We start from the raw sequence: 18,674 nt of genomic DNA on the forward strand, positions 1-18,674 counted from the left end.
GGGGTGGGGAACTTCGACGATCAACTCCGGGGAATCTCACTGATCGCCATCACTACGACCAGGGACTCAGACCGCAACCCACGAGCGGAGGTAGCGCTCAGGTGTTAGGTTTCGCCCTTGAGTTCGAGGGGCCGACCCAATGGAACAGGCGGTGGACCTCACATCGAATCATGGCGTTCAGATGTCCTTCTGTATGGCGCGACTAACCGGCTCGGTCGGCTGCGCAGAACCGACATGCTGTCGATCGTCCGATTCGACTAGCTGAGGCCTGAGCCCCGAGCATGGATCGCTTAGATACGGCAAGACGGAGCGGCCCGCGTCGATTCTGCGGGCCATAGCTTCTGGTAAGCAATCGGAAGGCTCAAGAATGGATGACGAGGGTGTATGGCCCCGGAAGGGCATGAGTCTCTTCGACACGACCAACGAGAGAGACTGGCGCCCGAACGCAAATATGTCCTGGGGACCTGACTGGACGCTCTACCAATACGGCTACGCAATGGCGGCAAAGCTACTGATGCGACGCACCGCTTCGGGCAAGGACCAGGACTTCTTGATCTACCCGATTCTGTTCACGGCGCGTCAGGCGATCGAGTTGGGTCTTAAGGAGATCATCCTGTGCGGAAAGCGACTTCTGGACCAAGATGCCCCGGATCTGATCAGCCACGATCTACGCTACCTGTGGAAGACGGCCAAGGCCTTGCTCACCGATCCTGAAGCTCTCTACGATCCTGAGGTTTCAGATGACGAGTCCACCACGGCCTTTGAGGGTCTGCTCATGCAGCTCAGCGCCGCGGATCCCAATTCTATGACTTTCCGTTATCCGGTCGACACGGAAGGGCGCCCGTCCTTCGTCGTCGGTGATCGCAACGGAAAGGTCCCCGCATTGATCAACACGCGTGACCTCAGCTACACATTGGAGGCGATGTTCAATTACCTGGACGGAGTCGGTGCATGGTTGGCGGAACTCGAAACAGTCGAGGACTCGCACGCTGACTTCTCGCCACACTACGAGTGGTAGGCAGGAGTGGTGGCGAGACTATTCCATGTTGCCACCATCGTCGCAGCGATGCTCCTGACCTAGGAGAGTTGCGGATGGAGATCCTGTTACGGGTATGGAACGGAGGATGGGTTACGCGTACGTCTATTGAGCAGGGCGACTACCCGCATCTCTGACGCATACAGGCGATTCGAGCGAGCAGGGATCCTTACCGGCCATGCGCCGGAGCCACAGCCGACAGACCTCGAAGTGAGGGACACATGCTCGTAGAGGCCGGGCTGCCGTGGAGCCGCCGCGAGTCGGTAGCGTGGTCGCTATGTGTGTAGTCGGTAGCCATGATCTGATCCGGGTTTCGGGGGCGCGGGAGAACAACCTCAGGGATGTGAGCGTCGAGATCCCCAAGCGGCGGTTGACGGTGTTCACGGGGGTGTCGGGGTCGGGGAAGAGTTCTTTGGTCGTCAACACGATCGCCGCCGAGTCGCAGCGGTTGATCAACGAGACCTACAGCGCCTTCGTGCAGGGGTTCATGCCGGCTCTGGCGAGGCCCGATGTCGATGTGCTCGAGGGGCTGACCACGGCCATCATCGTGGACCAGGAGCGCATGGGGTCCGACACCCGCTCCACGGTGGGTACCGCCACCGACGTCAACGCCATGCTGCGGATCCTGTTCTCCAGGTTGGGGGAGCCGCACATCGGGCCTCCCAATGCGTTCTCGTTCAACGTGCCCTCGCTGCGGGCGGCCGGTTCGATCACGATCGGGAAGGGTTCCGGCAAAACCGTCAGGAAGACCTACAGCCGGGCCGGCGGAATGTGCCCGCACTGCGAGGGCCGGGGCACGGTGTCGGACATCGACCTGACCCAGCTCTACGACGACTCCAAGTCGCTGGCCGAGGGGGCCATCACCATCCCGGGGTACAAGAAGGGCGGCTGGGCGGTCAAGGCGTTCACCGAGTCGGGGTTCGTGGACCCGGACAAGCCGATCCGTGACTATTCGGAGACGGAGCTGGCGGACTTCCTGTACAAGGAGCCGACCAAGGTCAGGATGCTGGACATGAACGTCACCTACGAGGGGCTGATCCTCAAGGTGAAGAAGTCGTTCTTCTCCAAGGACCGGGAGTCGATGCAGCCCCACATCCGGGCGTTCGTGGACCGGGCCGCCACCTACATCGCCTGTCTCGACTGCGGCGGCACCCGGCTCGCCGAGGCGGCCCGCTCGTCGAGGATCGGGGGGATCAGCATCGCCGACGCCTGCGAGATGCAGATCAGCGACCTGGCGGGGTGGGTGCGCGGCCTCGAAGAGCCCTCGGTGGCGCCGTTGCTGGAGGCATTGGGACGCACGCTGGACTCGTTCGTGGAGATCGGGCTGGGCTACCTGTCACTCGACCGGCCGTCCGGGACGCTGTCGGGCGGCGAGGCGCAGCGCACCAAGATGATCCGCCACCTCGGGTCGTTGCTCACCGACGTGACCTACGTGTTCGACGAGCCGACGGCCGGATTGCATCCCCACGACGTCCAGCGCTTGTGCGACCTGCTGCTGCGCCTGCGTGACAAGTCCAACACGGTGCTGGTCATCGAGCACAAGCCGGAGGTGATCGAGGTCGCCGACCATGTGGTGGATCTCGGTCCGGGCGCGGGGAAGGCCGGCGGGGAGGTCACCTTCGAGGGCTCCGTGGAGGGCCTGCGGGCCAGCGACACCACCACCGGGCGATACTTCGGCCATCGGGCCTCGTTGAAGCCCTCGGTGCGGGCGCCTTCGGGGGTGCTGGAGGTGCGCGGGGCCGATACCCACAACCTCAGGGACGTCGACGTGGACATCCCGCTCGGGGTGCTGGTGGCGGTGACCGGCGTGGCCGGGGCGGGCAAGAGCTCGCTGATCGGCGGCTCGGTCTCCGGCCGGGAAGGGGTGGTGACCGTCGACCAGAGCCGGATCCGGGGGTCACGGCGGAGCAATCCGGCCACCTACACCGGCCTGCTGGGCCCGATCCGCAAGGCGTTCGCCAAGGCCAACGGCGTCAAACCCGCCCTGTTCAGCTCCAACTCCCAAGGCGCCTGCCCGAACTGCAAGGGGGTGGGCGTCATCGACTTCGAGATGGCGATCATGGCCACCGTCCCCGTCATGTGCGAGGAGTGCGGGGGCAAGCGGTTCCAGCGCGCCGTCCTCGACTACAAGCTGGCCGGGAAGGACATCAGCGAGGTCCTGGCCATGCCGGTCACCGAGGCCAGGGACTTCTTCGCCGAGGGCGACTCCAGGGTCCCGGCCGCATATCGCATCCTCGACCGGCTCGCCCGGGTCGGTCTCGGCTACCTGTCCATCGGCCAGCAGCTGACCACTCTCTCCGGTGGCGAGCGCCAGCGCCTCAAGCTGGCGATCCACATGGCCGAGAAGGGTGGCATCTACGTGCTCGACGAGCCGACCAGCGGGCTCCACCTGGCCGACATCGACCATCTGCTGGCGCTTCTCGACGGGCTGGTGGGCTCGGGTAAGTCGGTGATCGTGATCGAGCACCACCAGGCGGTGATAGCCCACGCCGACTGGATCATCGACCTGGGTCCGGGCGCCGGCCAGGACGGGGGCCGGGTGGTCTTCGAGGGCACACCGGCCGACCTGGTCGCCGAGCGGTCGACCCTGACCGGACGCCACCTGGCCGGATACGTGACTCCGGAGTGAAGCCCCCGGAAGTGCGTAAACCCCGGCTCCAGTCCTAGTCGACCCTGACGGATCCTCGGACCGGCACTCCGGGGTTTGCGACTTCCTCCCGGAGTATCACCGGAAGGCCATTTCAATCTATCAGGCTGGAATCTGTTCTACGGAAAGTTCGACGCTGTCTCGTGGTCTCGGACAGGTCGGGGTCGATTCCATCTGCGTTGCTAACAGTCACTCGACGTTGTCATGGGCGCGAGTTCGGGGACAGGTCCCCCGGAGCCGGTTCGTCACGATGCGAGGCGGGGATCAGTCGGGGTTCCCCGGGAGGCTGTCGAAGAATGTCTCGAACTCGACCCCACCCTGCTCTGCAGCCTCGGCGCGGGCGCTTTCGATCGCCGCATGGCCAGCCTCGTCCGCCGCCCCATCCGCCAGCCATGACCGCTGGCCCGGTCGAATACAGCCCGGCCGGCGTTAGGGTCGGTATCGAAACGTACCGGGGCGCTCCCCGGTGGCAACGAATGGAACTCGAATGACGGGATGCGGTCCGTGGCCCGGCCGCAAACGGCTCGCAGGGTTCCTGGCCACCGCGGTGATGGTGGGATGGTCGGTGGCGCTGTCCGGTAGCGCGGTCGCCAAGGATGCGTGCTCGCCGGAACGCGCCGAGGTCACATTCTCGACCGTGCCGGATACGACTGCTTTCGGTTCGGGGACCATCGCCTACAACAGGCAGCGACCGGATGCCAGCCGGGCCGGGATCTGGGTGGCGGACGCGGACGGCGCCAACCCCCGGTTGCTGGCCGACGCGGGATCGGATGCCGCATGGTCGCCGGACGGGCGCCGCATCGTCTACTACCTGTCGGGCGTGGATTCCGGAGTGTGGGTGGCGGACGCGGACGGCGGTGATCGGCGGTGGCTGGTAGGCGGTTACGACCCGGCCTGGTCGCCGAACGGGAAGCACATCGCCTTCGCCGACGGGGGCGAGCTCTCCGGGATCTGGGTGGTGGACGCGGACGGCGGCAACCAGCGGCAGTTGACCAGCGGCGGCTCGGGCCCGCAGTGGTCGCCGGACGGACGGCAACTGGCCTACTCGATACCGGTCGAGCAGGTTCCCGAGATATGGGTGGCGGATGCCGCCGGGCACCGGATGATCACCGACGGTTCGGGGCCGGTGTGGTCTCCGGGCGGCGGCCATATCGCCTACACCAGGTCGGATGGGGAGGGTGTCGGAGTATGGGTGATGGGCGCCGACGGCAGCGACACCCGGCGGCTGGCTCGCAGAGGTTCCGAACCTGCGTAGTCCCCGGACGGGCGCCTTGTCGCCTACGCGGGGGAGGGCGGAGCGGTCTGGGTGGCGGAGATGGATGCCGGTACCGGGCGGCGGCTCACCGACGACTGGCGGCCGAACTCCAGCTACGGCGGTCTGAACCTGAGCTGGTCCCCGGACGGCGCCCACATCATCTACCACAGATGGGTTGCCGAATCCGGTCGCGAGGTCTGGATCGTGGCCGCCGACGGCGGCGATCCCCGGCGGCTGATCGACGGTTCGGAGCCTACGTGGTCCCCGGACGGACGGCGCATCGCCTACGAGAAGGCTCTCGACTTCACCAACGAGGTCTGGGTGACGGATCCCTCCGGCGACAGTCCACAGCGGCTGGCCGACGGTTCGAGCCCGGTGTGGTCTCCGGATGGGGACTACATCGCCTACGTAGGGAACAGTGTCATGGTGATGGATGCCGACGGGGCCGGTGGCCGTCCGGTGAGCGACGACTTCGGCTGGGCCCTGGCATGGTCACCCGACGGGAGCCACCTGGCCTACTCCACCACATGTGACGGCCGCTCCGAGGTCTGGGTGGTAGATATGGCGAGTTCGGAATCATGGCTGCTGGCCGAAGGTGCCTCCCGTCCGGCCTGGTCGCCGGCATCGGGGGCCGGAACCGGAGCCTCCGAAGACGGGCTGGCGGATGCGTCGATGCCGTGGGGGACCTCGGTGGGGGGCTTCCTCATCCTGGTGGGCCTGTTGGTGTTCTGGCGACGTCGATACCGCGCCCGGCCTTCCCGTGGATCTGGCCCAGCTACGCGGACCGGTGATTGAACTTGGTCGGCTGCGAGGCCTGAGACCGACTCCATCCCGGCCGACCCACCGGTTGGTTTCGCTGAGCGCGGTAAGATCGCGCGCCGCGGGCTTCCAGACCCGGAACGATCCGCACAGGGACCAGCTACACGGGGATCACTCGCGTGCCTCGCACCGCACAGACGCTTTCGAACGATGGCAGCGCCCATGGCCACCAAGCCGACCACCCCTAAAGGCCGACGGACGCGTCAGACGATTCTCGACGCAGCGTCGAAGGTCTTCACCAGGGACGGCTACGTCGATGCCCGCATGAGCGATGTCGCGGTACAGGCCGGGCTCTCCCTCGGAGGCCTGTACAGGTACTTCGACAACAAGGAGGACCTCTTCGGGACCGTCATCCGGGACCTCCACGAGGAACTCTTCCGGAGGAGCCGGTCTTCGACGCCCATCGCCGAGGACCCTGAAGCCGCTCTGTTCGACGCCAACCTCGGATACCTCCAGCACTATCACGACAACAGGGGCGTGCTGCGGGCATTCATAGAGGCGACGACGGTGGAAGAGCGATTCACCACGATCTGGTGGACCATGCGCGAGCGCCATGTCGCCCGGTTCGTGCATGCGATCAGGAACGACGAACGCGTAGAGCTCGACGGACTCGATCCGGCCACGGTGGCCCGGGCTATGGCCTCGCTGGTCGAGCAGACCGCGTACACGACGTTCGCCCACGCCGCACTCAACGAGGCGCCGGTGGATGTGGAGACAGTTGCGCGCATCGTGACCAGGGCCTGGTACCGCAGCTTCTACGGGAATGCCCCCGCAGGCTGACAGCACCCGACCACGGGATTAGCGCCGGCGGACGCCGTGACTTTGGCGACGAAGCGCGTCGCCGGTCGGCTTCTGGCGGCTCGTCTGACGATCAGGCCGCAGCGAGCGCGGCCTCGATCCACGGATCGATCTTGTCGCGGTTGGCTGCGATCCACTCGGCAGCCGCGGCTGCGATCTCGGCGTCGGAGTTGGCGCCGGCGTCGATGGCGACGGCCTGGACGGCCACCGCGAGCGGATCCAGCTCGAAGTTCTCGAGCAACGACGCCGCAGCCGGGTTGGCGGCCAGGAAGTCCTTGTTGGCGGTCACCACGATGTCGGAGGGCGTGAACATCGTCGTGCAGGGATCGTTGGTGCAGGCATCGCCTACCGCCGAGACCCCATCCTGGCCTTCGAGGGCCTGTTCGGGCTCGATGGCGAGCCACAGCACGTCCCTACCCGGGACGAGCTTGCCGACGAACGCGGTAGGCGTCCAGACGTACTGAAGCACCGGGCCGCCCGCCGTGAAGCTTGCCTGCGACTCCGCGAACAGTGCGGAGTGAGTAGCCGACACCTGCGCCGCCCGGTCGTCCCAGCCATTCTTGGCGAGGGTGTCGTTTATGACCTTCTGGCAGCCCCAACCGTCGTCGCAGCCGTTGATGTCGGCCTTGCCGTCACCGTCGCTGTCGAAGTGGGCCACCGCCTCGGGGTTATCGAGCAGCTCTCCGAGCGTGGTGAAGCCGAACCGTTCGACGCTGGGAATGTCCACCAGAAGGCCCTGAAGCGCGCCTGACGCCATCATCTTGCCGATGTAGCGCGCCTTGTCGCCGAAGGTGCCGCCATCGGGGCTCTCTCCTTCGAGGAGGGGAGTGTGGTTGAGCGGCCACGATGACGCCCAGAGGTCGTAGTCGCCCTGAGCCACCGCCGGGAAGAACGTCGCCGGCGCGATCTCTTCGGGGTCGGTTACCTCATATCCGAGCTCTTGCAGTAGCTGCTGGACCACATAGTTCTGGAAGTTGGTCTCGATCCAGTTGCCCCGCGCCATCGTGACGGTCACACCCTCACCAGGCAGTGCCGCCTCGGGTTCGGCTGGTTGGGCTTCCGTGGTTGCGGGGGCTGTGTCGGTCGTAGAGCTGTCGTCGCCGCATGCGGCGGCCATCAGCATCAACGCAGTAAGCACGGCGAGAAACGCTCGCCTGCGGCCGGTGTTCATGCGGTCCCCTCCAGTGTCTAGGGCTCCGGTGCTTCGAACCTCGGAGCGCCTTTGTGTCTCGCTCTTCCCAACGGTGATCATACAGGGGATGCAATAGCGACGTCTCTTTTTTTCAGTCTTATGGCCTGGTCAGCGCGGGTTAACGGCACGCCAGCCCATGGCGGCAATGATCAAGCCGCCGATGACTACCAGGAACGAGCTGGCACCGGGTGTGAGGGCCGGGGTGGCTAACCGGACGAAGGTGGCGATCCAGGCCGCGCCGACCGCAGCGATGGCGCATCCCAGCCCGAATGTCATGAGGGCGAGGAAGCGCTGCACGGTATGTCGGCGTACGAGCCGGCCGAGCACAGCCGCCATGGCCGCCACCGTGAGAGCGAGGATGATGTAGCCGATCCGCGGCCCGTTGGTATCCAGGCCACGGACGGCGACGCGGCGGGTCTCGGACAGGGCCTCGGCCAGCACCTCGGCGGCCAGGCCGCCCTGGTCGGCGCCCTCTGCCTCGGCCGCCAGCTCGGCGGCGATCTGGGCGGCGTCGCTGCGCTGGTCCAGGATCCAGGATCCCGACGCTCCGGCGAATCCGAGGAACAGTGCCAGCACGACCATGCTCGCCACCTCTCGTGCGCCCGCGGGGGTTGGAGCGTCGTCGTGCTTCCCGCGGAGAGTGGTCCAGCCACCCCCTACAAGAACGATCAGAGCGCCGACGAGCGCCAGCCACACACCTGTGCCGTGGCTGTAGTTCTCGCCCCGGGGCGAAACGGTCAAGTAGGCGACGGTCAGCGAAGCCAGCACCAGGCCGGCCGCGAGGTAGACGCCTCCACTCGCGATGAACTTCTCTCGGCTACGGGGACGCCAGAGCGCCGATGCGCCCCCGAACGCGACCGTCAGGCCGACGAGGGCCAGCACGATCCCGAACCACGAGCCACCGGTGGCCCCCACGCCGCTATGGGCGCCGGGAAGGTCGGTGTCGCCGAATCGGGCGTAACCCGACAACAGACCGGCGTCGTTGCCCCAGGTCAGCAGCGACGCAAACGCAGCGAGCAGACCGCCGGTGAGGGCCGCCGCGGCCCCGAGCCGGTGGGAGGCGGTCAACTCGGGTGCGGCCGGGACTGCAGCCACAACGGGAGTCTCCGGCTCGGCTTGCAGACCGGGCATGGCGGGGACCGCGGGGTCGGCCCGTGTGGACCAGGCGACGCGTATGCGCGCGAAGAGGCTGCGCCTGTCGCGGCTGCCCTCGGGCTGGGAGATCCGGTCGAGGAGCACCCCCACGAAGTAGAGACCGGCTCCGGCCGACGCGCCGATGGGGATGTCGGCGGTGTTGAGGGCGGTGAGGATCGGTTTGCCGAGACCTCCGCCGGCGATGATCGCCACGATTCCCACCATTGACAGCGACAGCAGCAGGGTCTGGTTGAGTCCGGCCATGATCGCGGGCCGGGCCAATGGTATCTGGACCTCGCGCAGGATCCGGGTCTCGGTCGCTCCGAACGCACGGGCCGCCTCCACCACGTCTGCGGGGACCTGGCGGATCCCCAGGTTGGTGAGCCGAACGATCGGGGGAAGGGCGAAGACCAGCGTGGCGAGCACGCCGGGGGTCCGGCGGACGCCGAACAGGAAGATGATGGGCAGCAGGTAGACGAAGGGATGGATCACCTGCATGCCGTCGAGGACGGGCCGCAGCCTGCTCCAGAACGCATCGATCCGGGCCGCCAGGATCCCCAGCGGGATGCCGACCACCGTGCAGATGATCACAGCAACGATGATCATCCCGATCGTCTCCATGGTGAGATCCCAGTACTCGTTGCCGAGCAGCCCGCACACGAGGAGGCCGGCCGCGCTGCCCAGCCCAACCAGGAAGTTCCTAGTTGTGACCCCCAGCAGGAAGAACAGCAGCAGCACGACCGGCCACGGGAGCCAGTCCTGGAGCAGGTTGTCGATGATGAGCTCCAGCAGCTGGTCGACGGGCCACTTGACGGCCTCGAGGAACCCCTTTATGTGGGTGGTCAGCCAGAAGACGATCTCCTCGATCCACAGACCGAAGGGGATCTCCCACTCGTCGAGGTTGCGGTTGTCCCAGAATCCGGAGGCGAGCGTTCCGGGGTTCATTCTCGAGCGTCCCTGGCATTGGTGAGCTTCAACTGTTCAGAGACGCCCTCGACCCGCCCCAGCTCGGCCAGGACTTGGAGGGGGCGGACCGATCCGATGAGCCTGCCCTCCCCGTCGATCACCGCGACAGGCAGGCCCGACTCGAAGAGCTGGTACACCTTGGCCAGCACCGTGTCATCGGTGACGGTCGGTACCGCTTCGATCAGAGGCCCCAGCGGCTGGTGCCCGCGGGCTCGCGCCCGCTCGGCCGACTCGCGGGTGATCACCCCGACGGGCCGCCCTGCGGCATCGACCACGTGGGCCGCTTCCGTCCCGAGGCTGTCGATGGCGTGCAGCACCTCGCCGGCAGTCGCGCTCGGAGCGACCGCCGCGGCATCCTCGCGCACGGTCTCGACGGCCAGTACCCGGCCCTGGTCGACATCCTGGACGAACTCCGCCACGTACTCGGTCTCGGGGCGCATGAGGATGTCCTCGGGCGTGCCGATCTGATGGATGGCTCCGTCCTTCATGATGCACACCCGGGTACCGACCCGGAGCGCCTCGTTGAGATCGTGGGTGATGAACAGGATCGTCTTGTGGAGCTTGTCCTGGATCTCCATCAGCTCGTCCTGCATCTGGCGGCGGATCAGCGGATCGAGGGCGCTGAAGGCCTCGTCCATGAGCAGGATGTCGGGGTCGGTGGCAAGCGCCCGGGCAAGCCCCACCCTCTGCTGCATGCCTCCGCTGAGTTGCCGGGGGAAGCTGGCCTCGTAACCGCTAAGTCCGACGAGCGCGAGCGCCCGCTCCGCCGCCTCGTTGCGCGCCTCCTGATCGACGCCCTTCACCCTGAGTCCGAACGAGACGTTGGACCGTATGTCCTGGTGGGGAAACAGCGCAAAGTGCTGGAACACCATGCCGGTGCTCTCGCGGCGAAACGCCTGAAGCTCCTTGGGACCGAGGCCTGTGATGTCTGTCCCGTCGACGACGATCCTGCTCGCGGTCGGTTCATGGAGCCGGTTCACACAGCGCAGGAGGGTGGACTTGCCCGAGCCGGACAGGCCCATCACCACGAAGATCTCCCCTTCCGCCACATCGATGCTGGCGTTGTTCACGCCCACGACATGGCCCGTTCGCTCCCGGATCGCCTCTTTCGAGCAGCCGGCCCTCAGCAAATCGAGCGCCTCACCCCTGGGCTCGGCGCCAAAGATCTTCGTGACATTGGCGAGTTCGACTTTGGTCAACTTGCCTTCCCGTCCACAGGCCTGGTGCGAAGCCCTTGCATTGGCAGAGCACGCTCGATGGAACCTGTTGCGACGATCGTAATGCCTGAAACCGACGTCGTCTTTTGTTTTCTTCAGCGTGACCGGCTGACCGAGAATCCTTTCCTGGCAGCTGTGGCGATGATCGCCCTGGTGGCGCTCGCCTGTCCGGCAGCCGGCATCTTCTCAACCCGGCCGGCTGGGGCAAACGAGCCGGTCCGGGAATCGATGGCGCCGGGAGGCGTCGACACCGCAGTCTCGGCCGCTGTGTGGTCAGGTTCCTTTGACGCCGCTCGTTCGTGTCCGTTCGGCTACGTGTCGGGTGATGATGGCCCTTATTGGAAGGTGAATGCGCCGGACATGGTCGTCATGCCGTCGACCGAGGCCTCGACATGTGCGGTGGTCTGGTGGGTCTCGGCGTCGACCTGCATCCGGCACCCGGGGTAGACCGGTCTGGAGAAGCGCACCGTGGCTGCGGACAGGTCCGCCGGATGGGCGCTCACGGCTTCCGCCGCGACCCTGGCTGTGATGCCCATGGTGGCCAGCCCGTGCAGGATCGGCCGGTCCAGTCCCATGGCGGCGGCCGCGGATGGATCGACGTGGACAGGGTGCTTGTCGCCGGTGAGCCGGTAGAGCACCGCTGCCTCCGGTGCTACTTGGGCCGTTGCGGTCCAGGTCGGCGCCAGCCCGGTGGTCTTGTCGGTCGGCGGAGGCGGGTCGCCGCCCCAGCCTCCGACCCCGGGTAGCAGGATCGTGTAACCGGCTTCGAAGCTGGAGGCGGTCACCTCGACTCGGACGATGGTGAGCCTGCCCTTGTCGTACACGGAGTGGACACGGCCGCTCATGGGGGTTGGCCGGGGCTGCAACGGCTCGTGGACCACCAGGCTCTGGCCGACATGGAGGGACCGGGTGGGATCGTAGGCGCCGAGGCGGCCTGCTGCCTCCACTGCCCACACGCCGAGCGCGCAGGCATACGTCGGAAGGACTCGCAGGTCGCGCTCGTAGACCAGGTCGAGTTGCGAGGCCGAGGCACCCACGGCGAGGGCGTAGAGGATGGCGTCGTCGGCTGAGAAGTCGACGGTACGGGTGCCGAGGTCGTGGCCCGCCAGGTCCCTCAGGTTCATTCCTTCTGCTCCCTTCGGATAAAGGCCCGGTGGGTCTCGAGGGCTTCCCGGCGGGCCGGTGAGGCCAGCAGGGCTTCTCGCTCTGCCCGCCAGCGGGCGGGGTCGAACCCGGCATGGCTGTCGAGGGAGGCGAGCAGGGCCTTGGTGGCCCGGGTGGCGTCGCGGTCAGCGGAGACCGCCTGGACGAGGCGCACGGCGGTCTCGACCGCCGCCCCCGGCTGCACGCCTAGCGCCGACCCGGGTGGAAGGTCCCGGCCTTCCAACTCCTGCTGGAGGACCATGAGACGGCGCACGACCGACGAGCCGAGCCGGGAATGCAGGCGGGCGACCGACGCCGGGTTGTAAAGGATTCCCAACCTGGTCGACGGCACGGCGAGGCGCGCCTCTTCGGAGACCACGACCGCATCGCAGGCCCAAGCCAGGTCGACGGCTCCGCCGTAGCAGGCACCCTCCACCGCGGCCACTACTGGCAACGGGCTGTGGGTGATCCGGTGGCAGAGCCGTTCGAGCTCGTTGTCGAACTCGATGTCCTCGAGCGATCCGGTGAAGGCGGCCAGGTCCGCTCCGGCGCTGAAGTGTCTCGATCCTCCGGTGATGACCACGCCGCTGACATCTGTGCCGGGGAGCCGGGTCGGGTCGGATCCGGGCGCTTCGGCTGCATCGAGTCCGGTTTCGAGTTCGCGGATCGTGCGGCACAGCAGAGCGTTGGCGCGATCCGGACGGCTGATCTCCAGAAGGAGAGCGGAGCCCTCGAGCCTTCGGGTTACGTCGCTCATGAGGCCGGGATTCGGGACGGCAGCCGGGCGAAGGGCCGGAGGTTCAATCCGGATTCGAGTTGCTCGGCGAGGGAGAGCAGGTCGAGGTCGGCATCGTGCCGCCCGACGAGTTGGATAGCGACCGGTAGGCCGTCCACGAAACCCACCGGGAGCACTATGGCGGGATGTCCGGAGACGTTGAAGGGCACCGCGAACGGGAATGCCCCCCACAGCCGTCCCACCCGCCGGCCGGCGATGGTCCCCGGCCGGCGTCCGAGCTCGAAGGCGGTGGTGGCGGTGGCGGGGGTGGCGATCACGTCGTGGTCACGGAAGTACCGGTCCACCCGTGCCCGGTACTGCGCGAGGGCCGAGCGGGCGTCGTGGAGGGTCTCCGGGTCCAGTTGCTCGGCCGCTCTGAGGGATCGCTCCTGGTACGTCGTCAGCCGGTGGGGACCGCGGAGCAGGTGGCCGCGGCGCTCGCCCTCCTCGGCGAGCACGAGCGTCCCGAACAAATCCTCCCATCCTCCGAGGTCCAGTTCGACCTGACTGACGTGGTGACCGCAGGCGGCGAGCTTCTCCACCGCCGAGGTGACGACGGCAGCGAGACCGGGGTCGACCGGGCGGTCCTCCGGGTTGGAGCACCATGCGACACGGCGCCGGCCCGTCCCTGCGGCGGTGCCCGGGGCTGCGGTGCCGGCTGCAGCGAGGACGGAATGCATGTATCGAGCGTCGTCTACGGATCGGGCCAGCGGGCCGGCGGAGACGAACGGGCTGAAGGCCTGGAAGCCGCCGGCGTCGTCCACGGCGCCGTAGGTGGGTTTCAGGCCCACCAGGCCGCAGAACGCCGCCGGGATGCGGATCGATCCCCCGCCGTCGGAACCGAGCCCCAGAGTGCAAGCCCCCGAGGCGACCGAGGCCGCGGCGCCGCCGCTGGACCCTCCCGTGGTGCGGCCGGGGTCGAAGGGGTTGGCGGTGTCGGGACCGAGCAGGTTGTCGGTGGTGGCCGACTGGCAGAACTCCGGGACGTTGGTCTTGCCGACGAACACGGCTCCGGCCCTACGCAGGCGGCGCACGGCGCCTGAGTCGTGGCGGGCCACGTCGCCCGTGTGGGCCAGCGAACCGAGCGTGGTGACCTGGCCCTCGACGTGGAAGGCGTCCTTGATCGAGACCGGGACGCCGGCGAGGGGGCCTTGGCGGCCGTTCCTGTATGCCGCCTCGGCCGCCGTAGCCTGGCGCTTGGCCAGCTCGGGGGTGGCCAGGACGAACGCATGGAGGATCGGATCGGTCTCGGCGATGCGGGCCTGGGCCAACTCCGCTACCTCGACGGGCGAGAGCGAGCCGTCGCGGTAGGCCTTGACCAGCCGCGGCACGGGCCACCAGAGGGGGCCGTCATCCACGGGCGGACACGCCTCCCGAGACGGTGAACACCTCGCCCGTCACGTAGCTCGCTTCGTCCGAGGCCAGGAAGGCGACCATGCTCGCCACGTCGTCGGGCCGTCCCACCCGGTCGAGGAAGGCCTTCTCGGACAGGTAGCGGTCGAAGAACTCTTCGGGGTAGATCCTGCGGAGGAAGTCGTTGTGGATGAGGCCCGGGGCGACGGCGTTGACGCGCACCCCGTGGACCCCGTTCTCGGCCGCCGCGACCCGGGTGAGGGCCAGGACGCCGGCCTTGGCGGCCGAGTAGGCCGCGCCGTGGTCGGCCGACATCTCCCAGGCCGCGATCGACGAGATGTTGATGATCGAGCCGCCGCCATTGGCGATCATGGTGGGGAGCGCGTAGCGCATGCATGCGAACGTGCCGGTGAGATCCACGTCGAGGCAGCGCTGCCAGGTCTCCAGGGACATCTCGGCCACCGGCTCGATCTTGGACCATCCCGCGTTGTTGACCAGCACATCGAGGCGGTCCCTGCGGGCCACCACGTCGTCGATGACGGCGCGCACCTGCGCGTGGTCGGTCACGTCGAGCGGGTACGAGAGGACCTCCCGCCCGAGCTGGTCGGACAGGGTTCGGGCGAACTGGCGGCACCGGCGCTCGTGGGCGTCGGTCACCACCACGTCGAAGCCGTCCGAGGCGAGCCGGCGCGCCACCGCCGCTCCGATGCCGGCTCCCGCGGCCGCGGTTACCAGCGCCACCGGAAGGTTGTCGTCCATCAGCTCTCTCCTGCTGTCTCGACGGCGGGGATCACGGTGCCTGCCAGGTGGGCGAGACGCTGCTGCCGCCCGCCCGACAGGAGGGCGAACGTGATGCGGTCGATGTCGAGTCGCCACAGGCGGCGGAGCCGGTCGACGCAGGTGTCCAGGTCGCCCGCCAGCGCCACCGACCGGGCGAAGTCGTCCGACACGATCTTCTTGTGCCGGGCCTGCAGCGAGAGGTGATCGACGAGATGGTAGGCGTCGGCAGCCCGTGCGAACTCGGGGCGGAACCTCTCCCACGCCGGGGGCATGCGCTTCCACGGGTGGAACGTGGCTGCCTGGCTGGTGGCCCAGGCCCGGATGTCCGCGATGGCGGCTGCCTCGTCGTCACCCACCGACATGGTGACGAACAGGTCGATCGTCAGTTCCTCGCGGTCGCGCCCGACTGCCGCCAGGCCCTCATGGATGAAGTCGATCTGCCACGAGCAGAACTCGGGGTCGGCGGCGCCCATCAGCACGACGCCGTCGCAGACCTCGCCGGCGAGGCGCAACATGGCGGGCTGCGAGGCGGCCAGGTAGATGGGGATCTGGCGGGTGGCGGCCGCCAGGCGGACCCGGGTGCCGTAGAGGTCGCATGCCTCGCCGGTGAACAGCCGGCGGAATCCGTCGATCCCGGCCCGGAGGTCGCCGAGCTTCGACGGCCTGCCACCGGCGCCCAGCACCGCTGACCAGCCCGCGCCGAGGCCGAGAACGGCCCGACCCTCGGAGAGCTCGTCGAGCGCGGCCGTCGCGTTGGCGGTGACGGTGGGGTGCCGGGTCACCAGGTTGGTGACGCCCGCTCCGATGAGCACTCTGCTGGTGGACAGCGCGGCCAGGTTCATGGCCGCGTACACGTCCTTCATCCCGAGCTGGAAATCGATGTACCAGAGGGCGTCGAAGCCGCTCTCGTCGATGGCCCGGGCAAGCTCGGACGTGCGGCTCAGGGGCTCCCGAGGGCTCACCCCCAGCGAGATGCCGTAACTGTGCGTCATCGGGTGGCCGATCCGCGCAGGAGCCGGGCGAGCAGCCGGCCGTAGGCTTCGGGCCGGTCGACCGAAAGCAGGTGACCTGCGCCGGCGATCTCGTGGAAGCGGCTGTGGGGCACGGCGTCGGCGATGATATCCGACGCCCGGCGGGGACAGAAGACATCGCGGTCCGCTCCGACGATGTCGAGAGGCGCCGTGATCCGCGACAGGAGCGGGTTGAGCGGTTCGGCCCGGATCCCGATCATGGCTCTGGCGGCGTTGATGTAGCCGTGGCCGTCCCCCACCGCGGCCACCCGGTCAGCGGCAAGGGAGTCGAGATCCGCCTCGGTGACGATCTGGAGCGCCGTGTCGTCGCGCAGGCCCGCGGCGAAGCCGGTGCTGTCTCCGGATTCGAGCTGGGCGATGCGGCCGGCGAAGAACCCGGCTGCGGCCCTCCCGACGACCGACGAGGTGGCGACCACGACGAGGTGGCCGATCAGGTCCGGTGCGGCGGTCGCGGCCTGAAGCCCGATGGTGCCGCCGAGCGAGTACCCGACGACCGCGGCCGGGCCGGTGACGGCCTGCAGGAACATGATCAGGTCGTCACCCAGCTGCGACAGCGTGCCGGCACCCCGGCCGGCGGTCGTCCGGCCGTGGCCCCGGAGATCTACTGCGTAGGTGGTGAATGAACCCAGGTACGGAGCGACGGAGTCCCACGAGCGGTGGTCCTCGGCGAGGCCGTGGAGCAGCACGACGGCCGGGCCCGAACCGCGCCGGCAGTAGTTGACAACGATGTCTCCCAGCTCGACCTCGGTCATCGATGTGCCTCCCCATGGTCTGGACCCGCGTTCCCGGAGGTCCGGCTTGCGGCGCCGCGGGCCCGGTCGACCAGCGCGCTGCGGAGTTCGGGCTTGCGGATCTTGCCCGCGGCCGTGCGGGGGAACCGGTCGACCAGTTCGAGACGCTCGGGCCAGAAGCGGCGGGACAGGCCCCGGTCTGCGCAGAAGGCCACGACCTGTTCGAGGTCGAGAGGGGCGGTGGTCTGGACGACGGCGCAGATGCGCTCACCGAGGCGCTCGTCCGGCCAGCCGATCACGGCCACGCCGGTCACGTCGGGGTGGGCGGCAATGGTGTTCTCGGTAGCGACGGGCGAGATGTTGACCGCTCCGCGGATGATCAGGTCCTTGACCCGTCCGGTGATCGAGACGTAGCCGTCGGCGTCGATGCGTGCCAGGTCGCCGGTGCGGAAGAACCCGTTGCCGACCAGGTGCTCGGCGTACAGCTCGGGCTGGCCGAAGTAGCCGTTGAACACTCCGGGCCCGCGCATGACCAGTTCGCCTGCACCGGAGTCCTGCATCCCGGTCTCGGAGTCGAGAACTCGAAGATCCAGGCCGGGAAGCCCGATGCCGACGGTCGTCTCGACCTGGTGGTCGGTGGAGCTATCGACGCAGGTGGTCAGACCACCCTCGGTCATGCCCCAGAGTGGCGTCACGAACGTGTTCGGGAACTCGCTACGGCAGCGCCGGATCAGCGCCGGCGGCACCTGGGCGCCGCCGCACAGGAAGCTCCGGAGCGGGGCCAGCTTGGGTTCGGCGCTTCGCCACGGGGCGTTGGCCAGGTCGAGCAGGAACGGCGTCGCCGCGGCGGTGAACGCCGCCCGGTGGCGTGACACGAGCTCAAGGGCGGTGGCGGCGTCCCAGCGGTCCTGGAGGATGAGCGGAGCGCCCAGGAACATCGACAGCCGGGCGCCGTGGATGGCGCCGACGCTGTGGCCGAGGGGGGACGGCATGAAGACGGGCGTGCGGGCGTTGAGGTCGAAACGCTGTGCAAACTGGCGGTTCAGGGTCGCCAGGGAGTCCTCGCTGTGGCTCACGGCCTTCGGCGGTCCGGTGGTGCTGGAGGTGAACATGAGGTGGGCAGTGGTCCCGGGAACACGGCCGGATCCCGCCCGGCCGCTACCGGTGCTATGCAGGTCAAGGGCAGTGTGATCGGCCAGGCCCACGGCCACGCCGCCGGTCCGGGCGGCGGCCTCCCGGATGGCCTCGGCGGGCGCCGACCGCCGGTGGCGGCTCACGGAAATGGCGAGAGCGGGTTTGACCAACTCGAAGATGTGAAGCAGGTGGCCCGCCTCGGTGGTCACGGGAGGGGTCGCCGGAACGTGGCCGGCCCGCAGCACGGCCAGGAACATCACCATCCAGGGAGTGGTGTTGGGCAGGTGTACCACCACGACCCGCCCTGCGTCGCCGACAGCCGCCCGGATCTGTTCGGCTGCTTCGCCCGCCGCGTTCCAGAGGTCGCCCCGTGACAGGGTCTCGCGGGCGCTTACCAGTGCCGGCTCGTCAGGGGACTCGGACACGTGGGACTCGAAGCGATCCACCAGTCGCTGGCCGGTGCACCACCCGGCACGCCGGTAGCGGGCCGCGGCATCGCCGGAGAGGTCCTCCGAGTCAGCCGGCGCCATGGCGTCGATACCCGTGACCGCGCTGTCTAAAGGAGGCGGGGTCGACCTGGCATGACCGGAACGGTAGCCGGAGCCGCGGGAGCGGCACCGTCGGAGACCTGCTGGATCCACGGCCCGGCCGCTCGAGGTCGGC

Annotated in this window: 15 protein-coding genes; 5 read left to right on the forward strand and 10 right to left on the reverse strand. The window is 68.1% G+C overall.

The window, feature by feature from the left end; translation table 11 throughout:
* The first annotated feature begins 367 nt into the window (after positions 1-367).
* From OXM57_14900 to OXM57_14920, 5 genes are all read left to right on the forward strand, one after another.
* Entirely contained in the window at positions 368-1,018 is a 651-nt protein-coding gene (locus tag OXM57_14900; protein ID MDE0353966.1) for a hypothetical protein, read from the forward strand.
* 295 nt (positions 1,019-1,313) lie between these two features.
* Positions 1,314-3,665, forward strand: coding sequence for an excinuclease ABC subunit UvrA (locus OXM57_14905; protein MDE0353967.1), 2,352 nt, complete (start codon positions 1,314-1,316; stop codon positions 3,663-3,665).
* 505 nt (positions 3,666-4,170) lie between these two features.
* Entirely contained in the window at positions 4,171-4,938 is a 768-nt protein-coding gene (locus OXM57_14910) for a hypothetical protein (protein ID MDE0353968.1), read from the forward strand.
* Between the two features lie 51 nt (positions 4,939-4,989).
* Positions 4,990-5,733 carry a hypothetical protein gene (locus OXM57_14915; GenBank protein MDE0353969.1) on the forward strand — a complete coding sequence of 248 codons (744 nt, stop codon included), beginning with the start codon at positions 4,990-4,992 and terminating at the stop codon, positions 5,731-5,733.
* A gap of 186 nt (positions 5,734-5,919) precedes the next feature.
* Positions 5,920-6,537 carry a TetR/AcrR family transcriptional regulator gene (locus OXM57_14920; GenBank protein MDE0353970.1) on the forward strand — a complete coding sequence of 206 codons (618 nt, stop codon included), beginning with the start codon at positions 5,920-5,922 and terminating at the stop codon, positions 6,535-6,537.
* Between the two features lie 91 nt (positions 6,538-6,628).
* Here the strand turns inward: OXM57_14920 and proX are convergent, their stop codons facing one another.
* The 10 genes from proX to OXM57_14970 all read right to left on the reverse strand — a co-directional run bounded on the left by proX (position 6,629) and on the right by OXM57_14970 (position 18,541).
* Complete coding sequence (gene proX / locus OXM57_14925) at positions 6,629-7,726, reverse strand: glycine betaine/L-proline ABC transporter substrate-binding protein ProX (GenBank protein MDE0353971.1); 1,098 nt, start codon at positions 7,724-7,726, stop codon at positions 6,629-6,631.
* A gap of 129 nt (positions 7,727-7,855) precedes the next feature.
* The gene (locus OXM57_14930) at positions 7,856-9,826 is read right to left on the reverse strand and encodes an ABC transporter permease subunit (protein MDE0353972.1); all 1,971 of its coding nucleotides are present in this window, start codon (positions 9,824-9,826) and stop codon (positions 7,856-7,858) included.
* Positions 9,823-11,046, reverse strand: a complete 1,224-nt coding sequence (locus OXM57_14935; protein ID MDE0353973.1) for a glycine betaine/L-proline ABC transporter ATP-binding protein — start codon at positions 11,044-11,046, stop codon at positions 9,823-9,825. Before OXM57_14935 ends, OXM57_14930 begins: the two co-directional genes overlap by 4 nt.
* 353 nt (positions 11,047-11,399) lie before the next feature.
* The gene (locus tag OXM57_14940) at positions 11,400-12,188 is read right to left on the reverse strand and encodes a MaoC/PaaZ C-terminal domain-containing protein (GenBank protein MDE0353974.1); all 789 of its coding nucleotides are present in this window, start codon (positions 12,186-12,188) and stop codon (positions 11,400-11,402) included.
* Positions 12,185-12,964: an enoyl-CoA hydratase/isomerase family protein gene (locus OXM57_14945; GenBank protein ID MDE0353975.1), complete on the reverse strand. Its 780-nt coding sequence runs from the start codon at positions 12,962-12,964 to the stop codon at positions 12,185-12,187. The genes OXM57_14940 and OXM57_14945 overlap by 4 nt, the downstream gene beginning before the upstream one ends.
* Entirely contained in the window at positions 12,961-14,340 is a 1,380-nt protein-coding gene (locus OXM57_14950) for an amidase (GenBank protein ID MDE0353976.1), read from the reverse strand. Before OXM57_14950 ends, OXM57_14945 begins: the two co-directional genes overlap by 4 nt.
* Positions 14,333-15,094, reverse strand: a complete 762-nt coding sequence (locus OXM57_14955) for an SDR family oxidoreductase (GenBank protein MDE0353977.1) — start codon at positions 15,092-15,094, stop codon at positions 14,333-14,335. The genes OXM57_14950 and OXM57_14955 overlap by 8 nt, the downstream gene beginning before the upstream one ends.
* Complete coding sequence (locus OXM57_14960) at positions 15,094-16,107, reverse strand: LLM class flavin-dependent oxidoreductase (protein MDE0353978.1); 1,014 nt, start codon at positions 16,105-16,107, stop codon at positions 15,094-15,096. Before OXM57_14960 ends, OXM57_14955 begins: the two co-directional genes overlap by 1 nt.
* On the reverse strand, positions 16,104-16,898 hold the full coding sequence (locus OXM57_14965; protein ID MDE0353979.1) for an alpha/beta hydrolase: 795 nt from the start codon (positions 16,896-16,898) through the stop codon (positions 16,104-16,106). The genes OXM57_14960 and OXM57_14965 overlap by 4 nt, the downstream gene beginning before the upstream one ends.
* Complete coding sequence (locus OXM57_14970; GenBank protein ID MDE0353980.1) at positions 16,895-18,541, reverse strand: AMP-binding protein; 1,647 nt, start codon at positions 18,539-18,541, stop codon at positions 16,895-16,897. The genes OXM57_14965 and OXM57_14970 overlap by 4 nt, the downstream gene beginning before the upstream one ends.
* Between the last annotated feature and the right edge of the window lie 133 nt (positions 18,542-18,674).

It is taken from the genome of bacterium, from assembly GCA_028820935.1.
Lineage (GTDB): Bacteria > Actinomycetota > Acidimicrobiia > Spongiisociales > Spongiisociaceae > Spongiisocius.